This window comes from Cobetia sp. MB87 (assembly GCF_011319755.1).
Classification (GTDB): Bacteria; Pseudomonadota; Gammaproteobacteria; order Pseudomonadales; family Halomonadaceae; genus Cobetia.
In genome coordinates this window covers 23,502-44,668 of record NZ_VFBC01000001.1, presented here as the reverse complement: position 1 = coordinate 44,668, position 21,167 = coordinate 23,502, and the positions used below count along the sequence as shown (strand labels likewise).

Sequence of the window (21,167 nt, the reverse complement as noted above, 5' to 3'; positions counted from 1 at the left end):
TCTACGGAAATTGGCAAGCCTTGGAAACCTTTTTCCAAGGCCATACACACGCGTCGTAGCACGGGACGTGCCACGACGCGTAATTCCTGGTGTCAGCGCCCATGCCTCATCAGCGCTGCATCGGGCATCGGGTCAGCAATCAGCGACGCGGGAAGCGTCCGCCGCCCATGCCGCCGGGGCCACCCATACCGCCCATGCCACCCATACCACCGGGGCCGCCAGGACCACCGCCACCGCCCATCATGCCAGACATGCCACGCATCATCTTCTGCATGCCACCTTTCTTGCCGGCCTTCTTCATCATCTTGGCCATCTGCTTGTGCTGCTTGAGCAGACGATTGAGGTCCGGCACCTGAGTACCGGAACCCATGCAGATGCGGCGCTTGCGCGACCCATTGATGAGATCCGGGTTGCGACGCTCCTTGGGCGTCATGGAGTTGATCATCGCCTCGAGCTTGCCCAGCTCCTTCTCGCTGGCCTGGCTCTGGGCGACTTCCGCCAGCTGCCCCATGCCCGGCAGCTTGGACATCAGGCTACCCATGCCCCCCATGTTCTTGAGCTGCTGCAGCTGGTCACGGAAGTCCTCGAGATCGAAGCCTTCGCCTTTCTTGACCTTGCTGGCCAGCTGCTCGGCCTTGCTCTTGTCGACGGTGCGCTCGGCTTCCTCGATCAGCGACAGCATGTCGCCCATGCCGAGGATGCGCGAGGCGATACGGTCCGGGTGGAAGGGCTCGAGGGCGTCGACCTTCTCCCCCATGCCCATGAACTTGATCGGCTTGCCGGTGATGTGACGCACGGACAGGGCCGCACCGCCACGTGCATCACCGTCGGCCTTGGTCAGCACGACACCGGTCAGCGGCAAGGCTTCGTGGAAGGCCTTGGCGGTGTTGGCGGCATCCTGACCGGTCATCGCATCGACGACGAACAGTGTCTCATCGGGATTGACGCTGCGGTGCAGGGCGGCGATCTCGTCCATCATGTCGGCATCGACATGCAGACGACCGGCGGTATCGACCAGCACCACGTCGTGGAACTGGATGCGCGCGTGCTTCATCGCCGCCTCGGCGATGGCCACCGGCTGCTGGGAGGAGTCGGAGGGGAAGAAATCGACCCCGACTTCCTTGGCCAGCGTTTCCAGCTGGTCGATGGCGGCCGGACGATAGACGTCGGCCGAGACCACCAGCACCTTCTTCTTCTCGCGCTCGCGCAGGTAGCGTGCCAGCTTGGCGACGGTGGTCGTCTTGCCCGCACCCTGCAGGCCTGCCATCAGAATGACGGCCGGACTGCCCTTGAGCGTCAGGCCTTCATTGGCTTCGCCCATGATCGCTTCCAGCTCCTGCTGGACGATCTTGACGAACTGCTGGCCCGGCGACAGGCTCTTGGACACTTCCTGACCGACGGCACGTTCGCGCACTCGCTCGATGAAGGCCTTGACCACCGGCAGCGCGACATCGGCTTCAAGCAACGCCTTGCGCACTTCGCGCAGGGTGTCCTTGATGTTGTCTTCCGTCAGCTTGGCCTGGCCGGTAATCGACTTCAGCGTATGCGACAGGCGATCACTCAAACTTTGAAACATGGGCCTCTCCGGCTAGGGACGTCTGGGGTCCGCGCTGCAGGGACGAGGGCGTAAGCCACCTCGTGACCGGCGCACGGCATGACGCCCCAGCGCGTGAATGGTTATCCTGTCGCGCATTATACGCACAGGGCGGCCGTGTCTCCATGCATGCAAGACTTGCAAGTCGCCATCACTGGCGATGACATGCATGAAGCAGCGCCGACAATCGTCATGCAATGCGGAGTCTGTCGCCGCGCAGGCCTCATCGCCCGTCAGAGCACGCGACAGGACACCGCGAGTGGATGCAATCCCGGCGGCGCATTCGGTATAGTCTCTGCAGATAGACAGTGCCTCATGCGAGGCCTGATCTCCCGCTACCCTCCGGCACCTGGACAACAGCACATGCAGGCTCTGCCTTTTGCCTTTCTGGCCATCATCTTCTATCTCGGCGCCGGCCTCTGGCAGGGCCTTACCCTGACACGCCGCGTTCCGGCACGCACGCGTCTGGTGCGCAGTCTGGCGCTGATCGCCATCGCCTGCCATGCCGTGATCGTCTGGGTCACGCTCAACCACGGTGGCGCGCTGCACCTCGGACTGTTCGAGAGCGCGTCGCTGGTCAGCTGGGCCATCTGCCTGCTGCTGGTCGTCGCCAGCCTGTTCAAGCCGGTGATCGCCGGGGGCGCGGCGCTGTTCCCGGTCGCCGCCGCCTGCGTGCTCGGCGTGATGAACCTGCCGAGCGCCACCACCGAGAATCCGCTCTCCCCCGGTCTGGTCGCCCACATCTTCACCTCGGTGGCCGCATTGGCCTTCTTCAGCATCGCGGCCATGCAGGCCGGACTGCTGTCGCTGCAACAGCACGCGCTCAAGAAACGCCACACCCGCGGCATCGTCCAGGTGCTGCCGGCATTGACCAGCATGGAACGTGCGCTGTTCGAGCTGATCTGGGCCGGCATGATCCTGCTCAGCGTGTCGATCATCAGCGGCACCATCTATCTGGACAACATGTTCGCCCAGCATCTGGCGCACAAGACGGTGCTCAGTCTCGGCGCCTGGATCATCTTCGCCGTGCTGCTGTTCGGGCATCACGTACTGGGCTGGCGCGGACAGCGTGCCGCACGCTGGACACTGGGCGGCTGCCTGGTACTGGCGCTGGCCTTCTTCGGCACCAAGTTCGTGCTGCAAGTGGTATTTTCCCACTAAGCCCTGCCACCCCGACAGAGATCGCTCGCTGCGCCTGATGCATTGCAGCGAGCGTGTCAGTATCATGCGCCTAAATCCGCCACCGAGGACCCTTCACTCTTGAGCGACGACACCCCGTTGGGGCTGCTGTTCGGCCTACTGGTCATCCTGATCATCCTGTCTGCCTTCTTCTCGAGTTCCGAGACCGGCATGATGTCGATCAACCGCTACCGTCTCAGTCACCGCGCCAAGGGCGGTGAGCGCGGCGCCAAGCGTGTTACCCGCCTGCTTTCCCGCCCGGACCGCCTGATCGGCGTCATCCTGATCGGCAACAACTTCGTCAACAACCTGGCCGCCTCGCTGGCGACCATCATCGCGATCCATTACTTCGGTGATGTCTCGGGCCCGGCCGTCTCGACCGCCGTGCTGACCATCGTGGTGCTGATCTTTGCCGAAGTGACGCCCAAGACCATGGCCGCCGTGAATCCGGAACGCATCGCCTATCCGGCCTCGCTGGTGCTGGAACCGTTGCTCAAGCTGCTCTACCCGCTGGTCTGGCTGGTCAATGGCATCTCCAATGGCCTGCTGCGCCTGTTCGGCGTGCGCGATGTCAGCGGCGGCGCCGACAGCCTGACCCGCGACGAGCTGCGCACCGTGGTCCACGAAGCCGGCAGCATGATCCCGCGGCGCCACCAGGGCATGCTGCTGTCGATTCTCGATCTCGAGAACGTCACCGTCGATGACATCATGGTGCCGCGTCAGGAGATCTTCGGTATCGACCTGGACGATGATCTCGACATCATCCTCAGCCATATCCGCGCCAGTCAGCACACGCGGGTGCCGGTCTACAAGGGTGACATCAACAACATCATCGGCATCCTGCACCTGCGCAACGCGGCGCGCTTCCTGTCGCTGGACGAGGTCACCAAGGCCTCCATCATCCAGGAAGCCCGCGAGCCCTACTTCATCCCGGAATCCACGCCGCTGCATACCCAGCTGCTCAATTTCCAGAAGCAGAAGCGTCGCATCGGCATCGTGGTCGACGAGTATGGCGATGTGCAGGGGCTGGCGACGCTGGAGGACATCCTCGAGGAGATCGTCGGCGAGTTCACCACTGATGTCGCCGGTACGCATCAGGAGATCCACCCGCAGGACAACGGCAGCTACGTGATCGAGGGCACCGCCAACATCCGCGAGATCAACAAGGCCATCGGCTGGCAGCTGCCGACTGACGGTCCCAAGACGCTCAACGGCCTGATTCTGGAACATCTGGAATCCTTCCCCGATGCCCCGGCCAGTCTCGCCATCGGCACTACGCGCATCGAGATCCAGCAGGTGAAGGACAACCAGATCACCTCGGCACGCTGCTGGCAGGCGGCTCGCACCACGCGCAGCTGACACGCCATGCGCGTTGCCACGCAGCACGGCACTCTCGACGACAGGCCCGCCAATTGGCGGGCCTGTCGCGTCTGGGGCACGCCAACTCGTCCAGGTGCTCATTTACAGGTGCTCAGACACAACCGCTCAGGTGCAAGAACCAGCTGCAATACGGTGTTGCAGACCACGACACGCAAGCGGCCCGAACCCACGCTATGCTGTGCGCGTTCGCGCTGCCCGCCAGCGCCAGACGCCACGGACCTGCGCCAGAGCAGGCTGAATCACCGCTCCCCCAGCAATGCCCCACAACCTTCGAATGGCCCTCATGACTTCAGCTTCCGCCCCAACGGCGACCCCCGCCCTGCATCGACAACCTCACTTCACCGTGCTGCTGGCCCTGATGGTGGCGCTCGCCCCGCTATCGATGGATGCCTTCCTGCCCGCGATCCCCGCCATGGCCGCGGAATTCGGTGTCGATCACTCCCGCCTCGGCCTGACCATCACCTTCTTTCTGGCCGGCTACGCCTTCGGTCAGCTGAGTGGTGGCCCGTTGTCGGACAGCCTGGGCCGTCGCCCGATCGCGCTGGGCGGCATCGTGCTGTTCTTGATCGCGAGTCTCGGCTGCGCCATGACGCACAGCCTGGAATGGCTGATGGTCTTCCGTGTCCTGCAGGGGATCGCGACCGGCATGACCGGCGGCGTCTCTCGCACCGTGGTGCGCGATGTCGCGACCGGCAAGGACGCCGCGCGCCTGATGACCAACGTCATGATGGTGCTGATGGCAGCACCGCTGGTCGCCCCCAGCCTCGGCGCTCTCATCCTGGCGCTGAGCACCTGGCAGATGGTCTTCATCGGCCTGGCCGTCTATGGCGTGATCGCCGGAGTCGCCATTCGCCAGTGGCTACCGGAGACCCTGCCTGCCAGCGAGCGTTCACCGCTCAGCCTGCGCGGCGCATTGGCCAGCTATCGCAGGGTGCTGACCACGCGCGGCGTGCCCGGGCACCTGATGCTGCTGCTGTGCGGCCCCGGCATCATGTTCACCTTCCTGACCAACGCGAGCTATCTCTATCAGGGCGTGCTGGGGCTGACCCCCGGTGAGTTCGCGCTGGCCTTCGGCGCCAATGTCGTCGCCATGCTGATCGGCAACCGTCTCAACCACTTCGGCCTCAAGCATCTGCGCACGCGCAAGCTGGTTCAGATGGCGCTGTACATGCAGGGGATCGGCATCACCTGGCTGATCTCGCTGGTCATCACCGACAACGTCCAGGTCGCCACACTGATTCCGGGCATCCTGTTCGTGCTGGGCGCCGGCGGCATGATCACGCCCAACGTGATGGCCGACTACCAGTCGCTGTTCACACGTGGCCACGGCGCTGCCAATGCCATCTCCGGCACGGTGCTGTATCTCGGCGGCGGCCTCTATGGCGCCCTGGCCAGCCTGTGGCTGAGCGGCGATGACATGCTGGCGGTGCCGCTGGTCATGTTGGGCGCCTGGACCATCGGCGTCTTCGGCTTCTGGGTCACGCGCCACACCGCGCCCTCCGAGCAGTCCAGCGACTGACGCGACGCCGCGCTCGACGCCAGTGACCATCCACTGGTCGCCAGAACGTAAAATGCCGCCCCTGCCTGACGATCGTGTCGGCATGGGCGGCATTTTCATGCAGCGCTGAAAAGAGTAAGGGACCAGCGGTTAGCGGGAGCGCGCCAGGCGTGTCGCCTTGCGATGCAGATCACGCACGGCCTCTTCGAGCTCCACCGCCTTGGTGCCGGCAGGGTCGAAGGTACGCCCGACACACAGCTCTACCCGCCCGCGCAGGCGTCGCGGAAACTTGGCGAAGGCAGGCCCGCCGCCGTGGGAGAACCAGGACCCCCACAGCCCCCCCAGTGCCATCGGAATCACCGGCACCGGGTCACGCGCCAGAATCAGCTCCAGCCCGCGCCGGAAGCGCCCCACCTCACCGTCACGCGTCAGCTTGCCCTCGGGGAATATCATCACGACTTCTCCCTCGCGCAGCGCCTTGCCGACTTCCTCCAGCGAACGGCGCACCCCTGCCGGGTCCTTGCGTGAGGAATCCACCGGAATCGCCCCGGCGATGCGGAAGAACCATTTCAGCCACGGCGAGTGATAGATCTCGGCATCCATCAGGAAACGCAGCGGCCGCGGACTGGCCCCGCCCAGAATCAGCGCATCCATGAAGCTGACGTGATTGCACACCACCAGCGCCGCCCCTTCCGCCGGTATCCGCCAGCGGCCCTTGAGGTGCAGGCGATACATCAGGTGGATGAGGATAAAGATATTGAGGCGCAGGAAGGGCCGCGGGTCACGCAGCATGCAGACCACCGCGATCAGCCCGCTGATCAGGGACAGCAACAGCAGGAAGTCCGGAATATCACGCCCCATCACGCCCAGCACCAGAATGCCGGCACCGGCCGACAGCACCATCAGCAGCGCATTGAGCACGTTGTTGGCGGCGATCATGCGTGCGCGGTGATCTTCAGGACTGCGGATCTGCAGCAGAGTGTAAAGCGGCACGATATAGAGGCCGCCGCCGAAACCGATGACACCGAGATCCAACCACATGCGCCAGAAACCGGCGATGCCCAGCAGCTCGATCAGCGGCGTGGCCATCTGTGCCTCGGCCAGCGCCGGGCGCAGGGCAAGGTCCAGCCCGCCAGCGAAGATGATCAGCGCGCCGAAGGGCACCAGCCCCGTCTCGAGACGCCCGCGCGAGACTCGCTCGCAGGCCAGCGATCCCAGCCCGATGCCGATGGCGAAGGCCGCCAGCAAGGCAGAGGTCGCCCCTTCGGCCCCATGCACGATATCGCGCGCATAGGCCGGCAATTGCGTCAGATAGCTGGCGCCGAGGAACCAGAAGGCACTGATGCCCAGCAGCGCCCAGCGTAACCGGCGATTGCTCAGCCCTTCACGCATCACCGCGATGCTGCCGGAGAGCGGACGCCACGGTACGGGGCCGGGCGAAGCGGAGGGTGCCGGCGGAATCCTGCCGGCGGCCATCACGCCAAGAAGGGACAGCGAGACCAGCGACGCGGAGAGCGCCCAGCGTGCCAGGTCGCCGCCCAGCGCCATCAGGGCCGCGGCGGCAAGGGTACCGATCAGGATGGCGAGGAAGGTGCCCAGCTCGACCCAGGCATTGCCGCTGACCAGCTCATCCGGTTTGAGGTGCTGGGGCAGGATGGCGTACTTGACCGGCCCGAAGAGCGCCGACTGGGTGCCCATCATGAACAGCAGCGCCAGCAGCAACTCCCAGGCTTCGAAGATCAAGGCGCCGGCCGCCACGCTCATGGTAGCCAGCTCCAGCCACTTGAGCCGCACGATCAGGCGCTGCTTGTCGAGGCGATCAGCCAAGAGGCCGCCCCAGGCGGAGAACAGCAGGAAAGGCAGGATGAACAGACCGGCCGCCAGGTTGTTGACGATACCGGTGTCCCAGCCCCGCTGCTCGATGACCACGAAGGTCATCAGCAGCAGCAAGGCGTTCTTGAACAGATTGTCATTGAAGGCCCCGAGGGCCTGGGTCCAGAAGAAGGGTGCGAAGCGGGGTCGCCGGAGCAGTTCTCGACTCATTTGCCAGCTTCCGTGGCATCCCCCGCACACGCAGCCTCGCTGCGTACCTTGAGCCCCGCCAACATGGTGTCCAGCAACTGATCGAGCAGCTCCGTCACTTCCAGTGGCTGCCCCTGCCAGAGTCCCAGACGCTCGTTCATGCCCAGCTGCACCAGACCGTGCACGCTGCCCCACAGCGTGCGCGCCATGCGCTTGGCCTCGACGGACTCGACGCGTGGGGCGTACTCGACCAAAGCCACCTCCACACGCTCGAACAGCCCTTCGATCATCGCGTTCTGACGCTGGTCCAGCTCCCCTTCCTGGGCGAGCGGGAAGTCGAACAGCAGCTGCCAGCGGTAAGGGTCGCGCTGGGCGAAACCCCAGTAGGCGCGCGCCAGGGCCTTGAGGCGCTCCGAAGGACTCGGCGTCTCCTGTCCGGCTATCGCATCGCGCAGCCTGTCCAGCGTCGCCAGATTGACGTGCTGGAGCAGGTTGCCGAAGCTGCCATAGAGCTTGAGCAGGGTGCTGGGCGCACAACCGACTTCGCGAGCCAGGTTGCGCAGAGACAGGGCGTGAACGGGCTGCGCTTTGAGCCATTCATCGCAGGTCTCCATTACCCGCGCATGCAGCGCTTCCGGTGCATGCTGACGTGGACGGGCCATCGAATTCCTCTGATGCTTGAGATGCGTTACCGCGTAGCGAATCTGACGCGGTGTGTGTTCGGACAGCACGGGTGGGCAAAGGGTTGCGACGCCTTGCGGGCATCTCTTGGAGCACCCCGTATCGGTCATTGAATCGAACAGTGTTTCCGTCCAGCATATCGAGACTGAGCACAAACGCAAGCACCACCAAGGTGTGGCATGCTGGCATCCGTGGCGTGCAGCGCGATCCACACCCCATATCAGGCAGCAGCTGCCGCTGCATGTTCCCTTCGCCTCATCGCCTCAAAGGATTCCCGTGGCCGGTCGTCTGTATATCCCCCCCTACCCCGCTGACCTGCCCCCCGACGAACTGTTCGGGTCGCTGGCGACTCCCGCGCTCGAACGCCAGTTGCGCAGCGAACTGCTGGTCAGTGCCAATCGCGCCCCGCGCATGCCTGCCTCGATGCTGCGTCTGGAAGGCCCTCGCCTGGGACTGGTGCCGGCACTCTGGGGCCTGACACCCAGCTGGCTGGAGATCATGGATCACGCCCCCCACGTGGCACGTGCAGAGTCGCTGGAAACGCGACGCATGTTCCGCGAGTCGTTCATCAGCCAGCGGGCACTGATCCCCGTCGGCGGTGTCTATGTGTGGAAGGAACAACCGCGCATGAAGCAGCCGTTTCTGGTCACGCACCCGACCCGCGCCCCGCTGTTGCTGGCTGCCCTGTGGACGCGCCACTTCAGCGCCCCCCTGATGGAGGGACTGCCCCCCGAGGGTCGCGACAGCTTCGCGCTGATCAGTGTCGAGTGTGCCGGGGTCACGTCACGCCTGACCGATCGCATGCCCGCCGTGATCGCGCCGCATCAGGTACGCGACTGGCTGAATGCCGAGACGCCGCTGGAGACGGTACGCAGCATGCTGACGCCGAATGCCAGCCTGGCTGCCTTTCCGGTCGCACGGCTCGTCAACGACCCCGAGCATCAGGAGTGGAGCGTCGCCCACCCCACCGGCCCGATGCTGACCTGAATCCGCCTGCGCCGACGGCACGTATCGAGAATGGCGGCACTGCATCGCGCGCATGTTCGCCCAATGAGAACCATCACCGAGTCAGCGCCACCTGCCCGAGCAGCGGTGGCATGAATCAGGAGAGAAGATGTCACTGCCTTCAGGATTTCGCCCTCTTGCACTGAGCACGGCCATTGCCGCCATCATCATGAGTGGCCTGGCACCAGCCATCAGCCATGCCGATGCCCGCCCGGGTTCTGCACCCGCATCGTCCCTCGCACCGGCTGCCAACTCAGCCTCAAGCGCGGTGCCCGCCAGAGCCGAGCAGACCAGCCCCGTCATCAAGAGCGAGAATGATCAACGGCTCTATCGCAGCCTGACCCTCGACAACGGGCTCAAGGTCCTGCTGGTCAGTGATGCCAAGGCCGACAAGGCCGCCGCCGCCGTCGATGTCGAAGTCGGCAGCGCCCAGGATCCCGACGACGTCCCGGGGCTGGCGCACTTCCTGGAACACATGCTGTTCCTCGGCACCGATCGCTATCCGGATCCGGATGCCTACCAGGACTTCATCACCAAGCATGGCGGCCAGCACAACGCCTTCACCGCCAGCCAGGACACCAACTACTTCTTCGATATCGATCCGGATGCCTTCGAGGAGGCACTGCCGCGCTTTGCGCGCTTCTTCGTCGCCCCGCAGTTCAACGCCGACTACGTGGATCGCGAGCGCCATGCGGTCAATTCCGAGTATCAGGCACGCCTGCAGGACGATGGCCGGCGCATCTACGAGGCTGTCGAAGCGGCCCTCAACCCGGAACACCCCTTCAACCGCTTCAGTGTCGGCAGCCTCGAGACCCTCAAGGACACCGAGGCCGGTAGCCTGCGCCAACGGCTGGTCGATTTCTATCAGGCTCACTACGGCGCCAATGTGATGCGCTTGTCACTGGTCGGGCCGCAGTCGCTGGAAACGCTCGAACAGCTGGCCCGTGACAACTTCAGTGATGTGCCCGACCGTGGACTGTCGCGCCCCGAGATCACCACGCCCCTGGCCAGCGGTGACGAGCTGCCGGCACGCCTCGAGGTCAAGGCGCTCAAGCAGGAGCGCAAGCTGTCGTTCATGTTCCCCATCGACGATCCGATCGCCCACTACCGCTCACAGCCGGTCAGCTACCTGGCCAACCTGATCGGCCATGAGGGCGAAGGCAGTCTGCTGGCGGTGCTCAAGGACAAGGGCTGGGCAGATGGCCTCTCGGCCGGCGGTGGCCTCAGTGATGGCGAGCATGCCCTGCTCAGCGTCGACATCAGCCTGACCCCGGAGGGCGCGCAGCATCAGACACAGATCCGTGCCGCGCTGTTCGACTACCTGGCCCTGATCCGCGCTGAGGGCATCAACGACTGGCGCTATACCGAGCAGGCGCAGCTGGGCGAGCAGAGCTTCCGCTTCCAGCAGCGCAGCTCGCCGGTCAATCTGGCCAGCAATCTGGCGATGATGATGACGCGCTACCCGATCGAGGACGTGCTGGCGGCGCCCTACCTGATGCATGACTTCGACCCGGACCTGATCCAGGACACCCTCGCTCGCCTGACACCCGACAACCTGCTGGAGGTCTACTCCGGCCCGCAGGTGGAGGGGGATCAACAGGGCGAGTGGTTCAAGGCGCCCTACACCCTGACGCGCCTGACGGCGGATGCCGCTGCTCAGACAGCCGGCGACGACACCCTGGCCAGCCAGCTAGCGCTGCCCAGTCCCAACCCCTATCTGGCCAAGGACTTCCGCGTACTCGACCTGCCCGACGCCAAGCCAAGCCAGTTGATCGACGAGACCGGTGCCGAGCTCTGGTATCAGGGCGATGCGAGCTTCGGCGTGCCGAAGGCCGAATGGCGCTTCGGCCTGCTCAATCCCGACGTCAGTCGCTCGGTGGATGATCAGGCCATGAGTCAGGTGCTGGCGGCGTGGCTGAATGACAGCCTCAACGCGCGTCTGTATCCGGCACGTCTGGCCGGGCAGGATGCGCTGGTCTATGCCCATGGGCGTGGCATCACGCTGCAGTTCAGTGGCTGGCGGGATGGTCAGCAGCCGGAAATGCGCGAAGTGCTCGACCAGCTGGTGAATGGCGAGATGGCCCCCGCCACCCTGGAGCGCATCACTCAACGCCTGCGTCGCAGCCTGCAGAACCGCGTTCAGGCACCGCTCTACACGCGCCTGGGTCGCAGCCTCAGCGAAACGCTGGTCGGCCTGCCGAGCACCGCCGAGCAACAACTGGCGGCCCTGGACAAGATCGACGCCCAGTCACTGGACAGCTTCCGCAAGCGCTTCCTTGCCAAGCTGCACGTGCAGGCGATGGTGACCGGCAACCTGACCGCCGACCAGGCCCGCGAGACCGGCCAGCTGGTGATCAACGGGCTTGCGCCGCGCATCACGCGCGAGGCGGTGCCAGACCTGGAAGTGCGTCAGGTCACACAGCACACGGTGCTGCGCCCGGACAGCACACGCGGCGATGCCGGCGCCCTGCGCTACCTGCAGGGCAAGGACCGTACGCTGCAGACCCAGGCACGCATCGCGGTGCTGGGCCAGCTGCTCGAAGCGCCCTTCTACAGCCAGCTGCGCACCGAGGAGCAACTCGGCTATATCGTCTCCGCACGCTATTCGCCCATGCTCGATGCGCCGGGGCTAAGCCTGCTGGTGCAGTCGCCGTCCAAGGACAGCAAGACGCTGTTTTCGCGCATGGATGCCTTCCTCACCCGCTTCGACAGCCGCGTGCAGTCGCTGGATGAGGCGGCGCTTGCCAACTACCGTGACGCCGTCGTCGACAGCCTGACCCAGAAGCCCCGCAAGCTGTCCGAGTTGGCAGCGCGCAACTGGAGCGAGCTGAGCTTCGGCTGGACAGGCTTCGACCGTCGCCAGCAACTGGTCGCGGCCGTCGAGCAGGTCAGCGCGCAGGATATCCGCGCCATCTGGCAGCAGCTGAATGACTCCAGCGCGCTGGAACTGGCCTTCGACCCCGGCACGCCCAGCGACTTCGACCAGCGCCTCACGGAACTGGACCTGCCGCCGCTGCCCGAGGCGCCGCGCGCCGAGACAGGCGCGACCCTGGCGGCACCCTCAGCCGAGGCCAGCGGCAATGCTCAGCATTGAGTCTCGACAGCCCGCCAGCGGCTTGACGGGCAAACAAGGCGCTGGCCCTCACCGGACGGACGCCTGAAATGACAAGACCCCGACGAGGTGCAGTTCAATCACCGCGTCGGGGTCTTGTTCATTACGGCCTTGCCGGCAAGCACAACGGGCCGGCTAGCCCGTCATCAGCCGAAGGCCTGCGGCGGCATGATGCCCTCCACGTACATCGCCAGTTCTTCGAGAATCTGCACGCGGTCCGGGTCCTGTTCGCTCTGGGCCAGCCGCTGGATCTCGCTGACGAAGCCCTTCACGGTCAGGCTCGCGACCTGCTCATCGTTCATGCGCTCCCAGCGCCACTGCTCCCAGCGTTCGCGCTCGGCGGAGTTGAGCGTGTAGCCGTAGCTGCGCGCACGATAGCGGAACAGCATCTCCTCGAGCCGACCATCCTGGAAGGCAAACGGCGTATCGTCCAGCGCCTCGGGATGGGTGGCGCGTACCCGCTCCATCTCCTTGCGGTCCGCGGGCGAGAAGAAGCCACCGGAGTAGAGCATCAGGTCCGGATCGGCCGGACCGGCCGGCGGCGCCTCGGCAAATACCTGCGCCACCTTCACGCCGACACCGGCGTTGTCCTTCAGCCACTTCCAGTGCACGCGACATTGGGCGGGGTCGATCTTGAAGCGTGCGGCGATCTCGCCGTACTCGCCCTCATGCGGCCCGGACACATCCTTGAGCGCATTGGCCGGCAGCAGTACCGGACTCTTGTTGAGATGGATGACCTTGAGCGGAATCCGCTCCTCGCCTTCCGCGAGGTCATCGGCACTGGCGAAGACACGGGCATGAATCTCTTCCGGTGACAGCTCCATCAACGGCGCCGGATCTACCGAGAGATCATAGACGATCACGCCATTGGCATTCGAAGGATGCTCCGCCAGCGGTACCACCAGTGCGCCACAGGCCCGCGAGGCCGGATAGCGACGCGAGATGTGCAGCATCGGCTTGCGTGCACCGATATCCAGCAGGCTAGCGACATGGCGCTTGTTGCGCAGCTTGAGCAGATAATCGAACAGCCGTGCATTGCGCGACTTGAGCAGGCGTGCCAGCGCGATGGTGGCGCGCACATCCACCAGCGCGTCATGCGCGCCGGCGTGCTCGATACCATTGGCCGCCGTCAGGTGCTCCAGACGGAAGCTGGGTGCACCATCTTCTCGCCTGGGCCATTCGATGCCTTCCGGGCGCAGGGCATGGAAGGCGCGCACGACATCGATCAGGTCCCAGCGCGAATTGCCGTTCTGCCACTCGCGTCCGTAGGGATCGAGGAAGTTGCGGTAGAACAGATGACGGCTGACTTCATCATCGAAGCGCAGGCTGTTGTAGCCCAGCGTGCAGGTCCCCGGCACGCTCATCTCGTCATTGATGCGCCCGGCGAACTCGGCCTCAGGAATGCCGCGACGCTCGGCCTGCTGCGGGGTGATGCCGGTGATCAGGCACGCCATCGGCTGGGGCAGGAAGTCATCGGCCGGCTTGCAATAGAGGGTCAGCGGCTCGCCGATCTCATTGAAGTCAGCATCGGTACGGATAGCCGCGAACTGCGATGGACGGTCACGGCGCGGGTCGGCGCCGAAGGTCTCGTAGTCGTGCCACAGGAAGGTGGGCTCTGCCACAGGATGTCTCCACGCGGGCGGTCGAAAAATGAACGTGCCAGAGCACCGTCTCCAGCAAGGCTGGCACGGTGCTCTGGCAGGCAATGGGCATGGGCTGGGTCGGGGCGTCGCGGGCGGTGCACGCTCGGCAACGCCTCAGGTGGCAGGCACCCGACGCCCCGCGAACTCAGGCCTCGCCGGGGCGCGGCAGAGTGACGTTGAGTTCCAGCACCGAGCAGTCGTCTTCGCGGTCCAGTGAGATGTTGATGGCATCCTGGTCGACCTGCACATACTTGCGAATCACCTCGAGCAGCTCACGCTCCAGCATCGGCATGTAATCCGGCTGATCACGCTGACTGCGCTGGTGCGCGACGATGATCTGCAGCCGCTCCTTGGCGACATTGGCGGTCTTCTTGCGCTCTCGCTTCAGAAAATCCAGTAATTTCACTTGCGCCCCCCTCCAAACATTCTGGCCAGCAGACCGCGCTTCTCGACTTCATGGAAACGCAGCTGCACTTCCTCGCCCAACAGGCGGGACACGCAATCCACGTACGCCTGGCCGGCATCGCTCTTCTGGTCATGCGTGACCGGCACACCCTGGTTGGACGCACGCAGCACGGCGTCGGATTCCGGAATCAGGCCGATCAGCGGGATCGACAGGATTTCCTGGATATCGGTCAGGTTGAGCATGTCACCGCCGGTGACGCGCGCCGGATGGTAACGGGTGATCAGCAGGTGTTCTCGCACCGGGGTGTCGCCATTCTCGGCGCGACGTGTCTTGGAAGACAGCAGGCCGATGATGCGGTCGGAGTCACGTACCGAGCTGACTTCCGGATTGGTCACCACCACGGCCTCGTCAGCGAAGTACATCGCCAGCTGGGCACCACGCTCGATACCGGCCGGCGAGTCACAGATGACGTAGTCGAACTCCTCGCGCAGCGCGTCGAGCACCTTCTCGACGCCTTCCAGCGTCAGCGCGTCCTTGTCACGGGTCTGGGAGGCCGGAAGGATGTGCAGGTTGTCGATGCGCTTGTCGCGGATCAGGGCCTGCTTGAGATTGGCTTCGCCCTGGATGACGTTGACCAGGTCATAGACCACACGGCGCTCGCAGCCCATGATCAGGTCCAGGTTACGCAGGCCCACATCGAAATCGATCACTACGGTCTTGTTGCCGCGCAAAGCCAGTCCGGTGGCAATGGCGGCGGCGCTGGTCGTCTTGCCGACTCCGCCCTTGCCTGACGTCACTACGATAATCTTGGCCAAAGGTATCTTCCTTGCTGAGAGTCCCTCGCCGAGCGAGGATCACCTGTAAATATTGGATATCGTTCAGAACACAGTGCTGGGGTCAGCCGAGTCGTGCGATACAGAGTTGGTCGTGTTCAAGCACGACTTCGACGTTGGCACCCAGCAGGCGGTTGTCGATGTCATCGAGCCGCTTGTAGGTTCCGGCCACCGAGAGCAGCTCGGCGTGCAGTTCCTTGCAGTAGATGCTGGCGTTGCGATCGCCATGGATACCGGCCAGCGCGCGGCCACGCAGAGCGCCATAGATATGCACGCTGCCGGCGGCCAGGATCTCGGCGCCGGCATTCACCGCACCGATGATGACCAGATCGCCCTCCGGTGCGCTGACCTGCTGGCCCGAGCGCACCGTACCGCGATACACCTTGCTGGCATGGGCTGGCTCCGCTTTCTCGGCCGCGCTGTCCGCGACTGTGTCGGCAGGCTCGGCGACCGGCTCAGCGGCCACCGGCGGCACGGACTCGAGGGAGCGCCCGCGATTCTCCTGCGGCGGGAACCACCCCAGCCCCAACGCCCAGGCGGACTGACGCACCGGATCTCCACCGCCACGCACCGCGACCGGCAGCAGCTTGTGGCCACGGCAGACGGCACAGATGCGCTCCAGCGCCAGATGCGGCTCGTCGAGCTTCTCGACGCTCAGCACCACCGGCGTATGTTGAAAGAAGGCCGGCGACTGGCTGAGCTTGCTGGCCAGCTGAGCACGGATCTGCTCCGGATCACCGCTGACCAGCTCCATGACCGTCATCGGCAGCATGCCGCCCTTGAAGGTGAAGGCCTGAGGGGCCCTGTCCGTACTGAGACTCATGACCTGACTCCGGTTGCGTAATGAGTGTCGAAGCCCTCCGACACTCCTGATGATGCCCGTGCTGTTCACGGCATCCTCAAGGCGCCCCTCGATGGGAAAGGCCACCTGAATAACATAGCTCGCCGTCGCACACGGCACAGCGACTGCTTGATAGGCGCCGAGCATGAATGACAGACACTGAATGGCATAGCGGTAACGTACAAAACTATGTGAGCGAACACAGTGCTGCAACTGATGATACGGCCAGCAGCAGGCACTGTCAGGTGTCGCGAGCCTACGACGTGGCTCACTTGTCGACCTGTCACCCGCCGCCGGTCGCCCTGCACGCCGCCGCGCGCGTGCAATAAGGCACATCGATCGACATGCGATACCACACAACAGGGGGCTGTGACTGGTAAGATAGCGGGGTGACGAAATTCATGCGCCGTCACTCCGCCCACTCCGTCGTGCCCACCCGATTGCACCCGCCGAGTGTGCGGCCAATTGTTGCGCCCCTCTATTTTTGCCTGGATAACCGCTCTCTCATGACCGGACTGCTCTCCCGCCTCACTGGCCGCCTGTTCACTCCTCGCTGGCAACACGCCAACCCTGCCATTCGCTCCGCTGCCACTGACCAGCTTGATCCGGAGATTCCAGACCAGCGCAAGATCCTGGAAACCCTGATTCTCGAAGATGATGCCCTGGAAGTCCGCCATGCCGCCCTGACGCGCATGCAATCTCCCGAGCGTCTGCTGCCACTGCTCGACCGTGCCGATGGCCTGGTACGCGAGCGCCTGATCGAACTCTTGAGCGGCGGCCAGGATGCGCCCTCTCTGTTGAGCCGTGAACAGCTGGTCGCGCGCCTGGACGATCGCGAGCTGCTGTCCGCCGTGGCGGCTCGCGGCGACAACCAGCAACTGCGCCTGACGGCACTGAGCCGTCTGGAAGATGAAGAGGCGCTGATCCACCAGGCCTGCCACAACACCATCGCTGCCGTGCGTCATGCCGCTGCCGCCCGTATCACCAGCCAGGCCGGTCTCGAGCGTCTGGTACGTGATGCCAAGCGTGATCGTCACGTGCAGCGTCAGGCGCGCGACACCCTCGCTCAGCGTCGTGCCGATGCCCAGCAGGCCGATGCGCTGGCCGCCAGCCGCGACAACCTGCTGCGCCAGATGGAAAAGCTGCCGCGTCAGGCATGGGAAGACAGCGTGCCCTCGCGTTACCGCTCGCTGCTGCGCGAGTGGGAGCGTCTGCCGGCCGCGGACTACGACATCCAGCAGCGCTTCGAAGAGGCACGTCAGCAGGCGCACAAGGTCATCAGCGACCATGAGGCCCGCGAGGAAGCCATTCGCGCCCATGAGCGTCTGAGCGCCAACCTCAATACGCACCTGGAAGAGATTCTCAGCGCCGTGGACCAGGCGAGGGAAGACCTCTACAGCCGCGACTGCGTCAATGATCACGACTTCGCCAGCCTGCAGGCCCAACGCCGCCTGCAGGGAGAGCGCTGGCGCGAGCTGACCGACCAGTTCTCGGCCCCGGCCGAACTGCTCGAACGTCAGCAGCGCCTGCAACAGCAGCTGCAGGATGCACTCGACGCCTGGCATCGCCATCAGCTGTGCCAGGGCGAGCTGGATGCCGCGCTGATCGACAATGACATCGACCAGCTGCGTCGCCTGGAAAGCGAAGTGGCCTGGCCTGCGGGTCTGCCGCAGACCGCCAGCCTGAGCGCTGTGCGTCAGGCGATCAGCGCGGCACAGCCGGAAGAGCCGACAGAGGCGGCGCAAGAGCAAGACGCGGTCGATGGCAGCCCTGCGCCAGACGCCGAGTCGGCTGATGCCTCCCGCGAGGCCGACAGCACTGCGCGCAAGGCGAGCCTGGACCTGGACGCGCTGGATGCCGAACTGGCACGCCTGGAAGCGGATCTCGACGCCGGCAAGCTCAAGCCGGCCAGCCGTCTGCATCGCTCGCTGCGCGATCGCACCGAAGGCCAGCTCGACAATGCCCGCCAGACACGCCTGCGCCAGCTGGGCGCGCGTGTCGCGGAACTCCGTGACTGGCAGAACTTCGTCGCGGCGCCCAAGCGCGAGCAGCTGCTCGAGGCCATCACCACCCTGAGCGAGCGCGAAGACATCAGCGATGAGCAGCGTGACCGCCAGCATCAGCAGCTGATTCAGCAATGGCGTGAGCTGGGTGATGCGGCCGCCAGCCGCGATGCCAGCCAGGCCTTCCGCACCGCCTCTGACGCCATCAAGCTGCGCCTGCGGGATTACCGTGAATCGCGCAAGCAGCTGCGTGAACACAATCTGGCCATGCGCGAAGCGCTCTGCGAGCAACTCGAATCGCTCAACGGCCACGCCATGGATGATGCCGACCCCGACTCCCTGCGCCAGATCCGTGATCGCGCCCGTGAGGAATGGCGTCGCCACACGCCGGTGCCCGCGGGCCCCGGTCGCCAGCTGTCGCATCGCTTCGGTGAGGCGCTGACCGCATTGCAGGGGCTGATCGACAGCCGTGCAGGCCAGATCGCCGCCGCCAAGCAGGCACTGGTCGACGCCGTCGAGGCGCTGGCCAATGAGGACTCGCCGGCACGTGCCCGCGCCGAACAGGCCAAGGCACTGCAGAGTCGCTGGCGCGAGATGGGCCGCGCGCCCAAGGGCGAAGAACAACGCCTGTGGGCCGCCTTCCGCGCGGCGTGCGATCGTATCTTCGCCGCACGCGATCAGGACCGCGAAGACCGCGACAGCCGCGAGCAGGCCCGCCTGGATCAGTGGCAGGCGCTGATCGAGCGCCTCGACAACTGGGAGCCGGAGACGCTGGAAGACGCTGCCCTGCTCGATGACGCCCTGAAGGAAGCCGACACCCTCGGCCCGCTTCCGCGTGGCAAGCGGGGCGACGGCATGCGTCGTCGCTGGACCGGCATTCTCAAGCGTCGCGAGCAGCGTCTGGATGAACTGCACGCCCTGCAATTGCGCGAGGAATGGCAGCAATGGCGTGATCTGCTCGAGCAGCACGCCGTGGCGGATGCCAGCGCGCGCAACGGCGACGTGCAGGATGTCGAGCTGCCGAACACCTCGGCCTTCGACGACAACAGCCGTCAGGCCAATGCGGCGCGCAACCAGATGCGCCAGGCCCTGCCGAGCAACTGCAGCGCTGCCAACGAGCGCCTGGCCGAGCTGCGTGTTCACCTGGCCATTCTGTTCGAGGCCCCGCTGGGCAGCGAAGATGAATCACGTCGCCTGACCGTGCAGGTCGCGCGCATCAACCAGCAGCTGGGTGAGCGTATGGAGCGTGAAGAAGAGCTGGATGAGGTGCTGGATGCGCTGCTCGCCAACGGTCCGCTGGACTGGGACGCCTGGCAGACCGAGCTGCCACGCTTCGATGCGCTGTTCAATCACTGAGCCAGCACGCCTGAACGAGTAACGACGCGCTCGCAAGACTGAAGCCATGGCAACGAAAAGCCCCCGCCTCTCTCGAGACGGGGGCTTTTTCATTCTCTCGCCAGGCGGGGCCGGGTGCCAACCCTGCTCTGGCTCGCGCTATGACAGAGCATCAGCCCATGAACTGGCCGCCATTGATGTCCAGGTTGGCACCGGTGATGAAGCCGGATTTCTCGTCGGCCAGGAAGGCAACCGCGCGTGCGATCTCATCCGGCTGACCGTAGCGCTTGACCGGGATGGTCTCGCGGATCGATTCACGGATCTCTTCGGGGATCTTCATGATCATGTCGGTGGCGATATAGCCCGGCGACAGGGTGTTGACGGTGATGCCCTTGGTCGCGGTTTCCTGCGCCAGTGCCATGGTCAGGCCATGCATGCCCGCCTTGGCGGCCGAGTAGTTGACCTGACCGAACTGGCCCTTGCGGCCATTGATGGAGGAGATGTTCACGATGCGGCCGTACTTGTGCTCCAGCATGTCATTGATGACGGCACGGCAGGTATTGAAGACACTGTCGAGGTTGCAGTTGATGACTTCGCGCCACTGCTCATAGCTCATCTTGCGCATGGAGGTATCACGCGTGATGCCGGCGCAGTTGACCAGTACCGCGATCGGACCGAAGCGCTCGCGGATTTCGTTGACGCCTGCCTGACAGGCTTCGAAGTTGTCCAGCTCGATGCCGGACAGTGCGATGTTCTCGAACCCGGCAGCGCGCTGTTCCGTCAGCCACCCCTCTGCCTTTTCCTTGTTCCTGTAACCCGCAATTACCTGATACCCCTGGTTCGCCAGCTCGCGGCAGATGGCGGAACCAATGCCACCGGTACCACCGGTAACCCATGCGACGGGTGCTGTTTGAGTCATCTTATTGTGTCTCCCTAATCCTGGAACGTCCTGTGTCCTTGGCTTGGGCACAGCTTGGCGAATCTGCGGACACCCCCGCCCTGAGAAAACGAGAATGCCTGCAACGACAACAATGACCCGCGTCTCTAACAGCCTGATGACAATCGTGCACTCTGTGACGCCTGCCATCCGCCTGCGCGAGGCGCGTCCTCCTCAGTATGGACAGGATGCAGCGGGAATGTATGTAGCAGATCTCTCACACAAGATGCCGATAATCGCTCGAGGCACGCAGACGGGTTGGTGACGACTCACCGGGCACGAGAAGTTTGCGCCAATTACGGGATAACGGTTGACGCAGCACTGTATATCCTTATACTACGCCCCACGTTGATGCGGGGTGGAGCAGTCTGGTAGCTCGTCGGGCTCATAACCCGAAGGTCATCGGTTCAAATCCGGTCCCCGCTACCACTGACAAGTCGTTGCCCATCAGGCAATTGCCGGTCAGACACCAACGTGATGTTGCGGGATGGAGCAGTCTGGTAGCTCGTCGGGCTCATAACCCGAAGGTCATCGGTTCAAATCCGGTTCCCGCTACCAACCTCTGATGCGTCAGAGTTGGAGCAAAGGCAGTACCCAGTGTTGCGGGGTGGAGCAGTCTGGTAGCTCGTCGGGCTCATAACCCGAAGGTCATCGGTTCAAATCCGGTCCCCGCTACCAAGAATTCGAAAGGCCTGATG

Annotated in this window: 14 protein-coding genes and 3 tRNA genes; 9 read left to right on the top strand and 8 right to left on the bottom strand. The window is 64.5% G+C overall.

Features of this window, described 5'->3' with window-relative positions:
• Positions 1 to 139 precede the first annotated feature (139 nt).
• Positions 140 to 1,576, bottom strand: a complete 1,437-nt coding sequence (gene ffh, locus CDPAHKCJ_RS00210; protein ID WP_054557273.1) for a signal recognition particle protein — start codon at positions 1,574 to 1,576, stop codon at positions 140 to 142.
• 381 nt (positions 1,577 to 1,957) lie between these two features.
• On the opposite strand from ffh, the gene ccsA reads away from it, so the two are divergent.
• The 3 genes from ccsA to CDPAHKCJ_RS00195 all read left to right on the top strand — a co-directional run bounded on the left by ccsA (position 1,958) and on the right by CDPAHKCJ_RS00195 (position 5,672).
• Complete coding sequence (gene ccsA, locus CDPAHKCJ_RS00205; RefSeq protein ID WP_166017808.1) at positions 1,958 to 2,755, top strand: cytochrome c biogenesis protein CcsA; 798 nt, start codon at positions 1,958 to 1,960, stop codon at positions 2,753 to 2,755.
• Positions 2,756 to 2,854: 99 nt separating this feature from the next.
• The gene (locus CDPAHKCJ_RS00200) at positions 2,855 to 4,132 is read left to right on the top strand and encodes an HlyC/CorC family transporter (RefSeq protein WP_043336457.1); all 1,278 of its coding nucleotides are present in this window, start codon (positions 2,855 to 2,857) and stop codon (positions 4,130 to 4,132) included.
• Between the two features lie 304 nt (positions 4,133 to 4,436).
• Positions 4,437 to 5,672, top strand: a complete 1,236-nt coding sequence (locus CDPAHKCJ_RS00195; RefSeq protein ID WP_166017806.1) for a multidrug effflux MFS transporter — start codon at positions 4,437 to 4,439, stop codon at positions 5,670 to 5,672.
• 129 nt (positions 5,673 to 5,801) lie between these two features.
• Here CDPAHKCJ_RS00195 and CDPAHKCJ_RS00190 read toward each other — a convergent pair whose 3' ends face one another.
• Together CDPAHKCJ_RS00190 and CDPAHKCJ_RS00185 are read right to left on the bottom strand one after the other, a co-directional pair.
• Positions 5,802 to 7,694, bottom strand: coding sequence for an MFS transporter (locus CDPAHKCJ_RS00190; protein WP_166017804.1), 1,893 nt, complete (start codon positions 7,692 to 7,694; stop codon positions 5,802 to 5,804).
• Positions 7,691 to 8,335, bottom strand: a complete 645-nt coding sequence (locus tag CDPAHKCJ_RS00185; RefSeq protein WP_166017802.1) for a TetR-like C-terminal domain-containing protein — start codon at positions 8,333 to 8,335, stop codon at positions 7,691 to 7,693. The genes CDPAHKCJ_RS00190 and CDPAHKCJ_RS00185 overlap by 4 nt, the downstream gene beginning before the upstream one ends.
• Before the next feature lie 295 nt (positions 8,336 to 8,630).
• Between CDPAHKCJ_RS00185 and CDPAHKCJ_RS00180 the strand changes: the two genes are divergently transcribed.
• Positions 8,631 to 9,341: an SOS response-associated peptidase family protein gene (locus tag CDPAHKCJ_RS00180; protein WP_346773881.1), complete on the top strand. Its 711-nt coding sequence runs from the start codon at positions 8,631 to 8,633 to the stop codon at positions 9,339 to 9,341.
• A gap of 127 nt (positions 9,342 to 9,468) precedes the next feature.
• Positions 9,469 to 12,453 carry an insulinase family protein gene (locus CDPAHKCJ_RS00175; RefSeq protein ID WP_240916582.1) on the top strand — a complete coding sequence of 995 codons (2,985 nt, stop codon included), beginning with the start codon at positions 9,469 to 9,471 and terminating at the stop codon, positions 12,451 to 12,453.
• 164 nt (positions 12,454 to 12,617) lie between these two features.
• On the opposite strand, the gene sbcB is transcribed toward CDPAHKCJ_RS00175, so the two are convergent.
• The 4 genes from sbcB to minC all read right to left on the bottom strand — a co-directional run bounded on the left by sbcB (position 12,618) and on the right by minC (position 16,176).
• Complete coding sequence (sbcB, locus tag CDPAHKCJ_RS00170; protein WP_166017800.1) at positions 12,618 to 14,093, bottom strand: exodeoxyribonuclease I; 1,476 nt, start codon at positions 14,091 to 14,093, stop codon at positions 12,618 to 12,620.
• Between the two features lie 166 nt (positions 14,094 to 14,259).
• Positions 14,260 to 14,520: a cell division topological specificity factor MinE gene (gene minE / locus CDPAHKCJ_RS00165; RefSeq protein ID WP_043336475.1), complete on the bottom strand. Its 261-nt coding sequence runs from the start codon at positions 14,518 to 14,520 to the stop codon at positions 14,260 to 14,262.
• Positions 14,517 to 15,335 (bottom strand): septum site-determining protein MinD, encoded by an 819-nt coding sequence (gene minD, locus CDPAHKCJ_RS00160; protein ID WP_054557277.1) that lies wholly within the window; start codon positions 15,333 to 15,335, stop codon positions 14,517 to 14,519. The genes minE and minD overlap by 4 nt, the downstream gene beginning before the upstream one ends.
• Positions 15,336 to 15,417: 82 nt before the next feature.
• Positions 15,418 to 16,176: a septum site-determining protein MinC gene (gene minC, locus CDPAHKCJ_RS00155; RefSeq protein ID WP_166017798.1), complete on the bottom strand. Its 759-nt coding sequence runs from the start codon at positions 16,174 to 16,176 to the stop codon at positions 15,418 to 15,420.
• A gap of 524 nt (positions 16,177 to 16,700) precedes the next feature.
• Here minC and CDPAHKCJ_RS00150 point away from each other — a divergent pair.
• A complete protein-coding gene (locus CDPAHKCJ_RS00150) occupies positions 16,701 to 19,553 on the top strand; it encodes a DUF349 domain-containing protein (protein WP_166017797.1) in 2,853 nt (950 codons plus the stop codon).
• A gap of 151 nt (positions 19,554 to 19,704) precedes the next feature.
• Here the strand turns inward: CDPAHKCJ_RS00150 and phbB are convergent, their stop codons facing one another.
• Positions 19,705 to 20,451 carry an acetoacetyl-CoA reductase gene (phbB, locus tag CDPAHKCJ_RS00145; protein WP_166017794.1) on the bottom strand — a complete coding sequence of 249 codons (747 nt, stop codon included), beginning with the start codon at positions 20,449 to 20,451 and terminating at the stop codon, positions 19,705 to 19,707.
• 370 nt (positions 20,452 to 20,821) lie between these two features.
• Between phbB and CDPAHKCJ_RS00140 the strand changes: the two genes are divergently transcribed.
• The 3 genes from CDPAHKCJ_RS00140 to CDPAHKCJ_RS00130 all read left to right on the top strand — a co-directional run bounded on the left by CDPAHKCJ_RS00140 (position 20,822) and on the right by CDPAHKCJ_RS00130 (position 21,147).
• A tRNA-Met gene (locus CDPAHKCJ_RS00140) sits at positions 20,822 to 20,898 on the top strand.
• A gap of 52 nt (positions 20,899 to 20,950) precedes the next feature.
• Positions 20,951 to 21,027: transfer RNA gene (locus tag CDPAHKCJ_RS00135), tRNA-Met, on the top strand.
• A 43-nt stretch (positions 21,028 to 21,070) separates the two neighbouring features.
• Positions 21,071 to 21,147, top strand: a tRNA-Met gene (locus CDPAHKCJ_RS00130).
• Positions 21,148 to 21,167 lie beyond the last annotated feature (20 nt).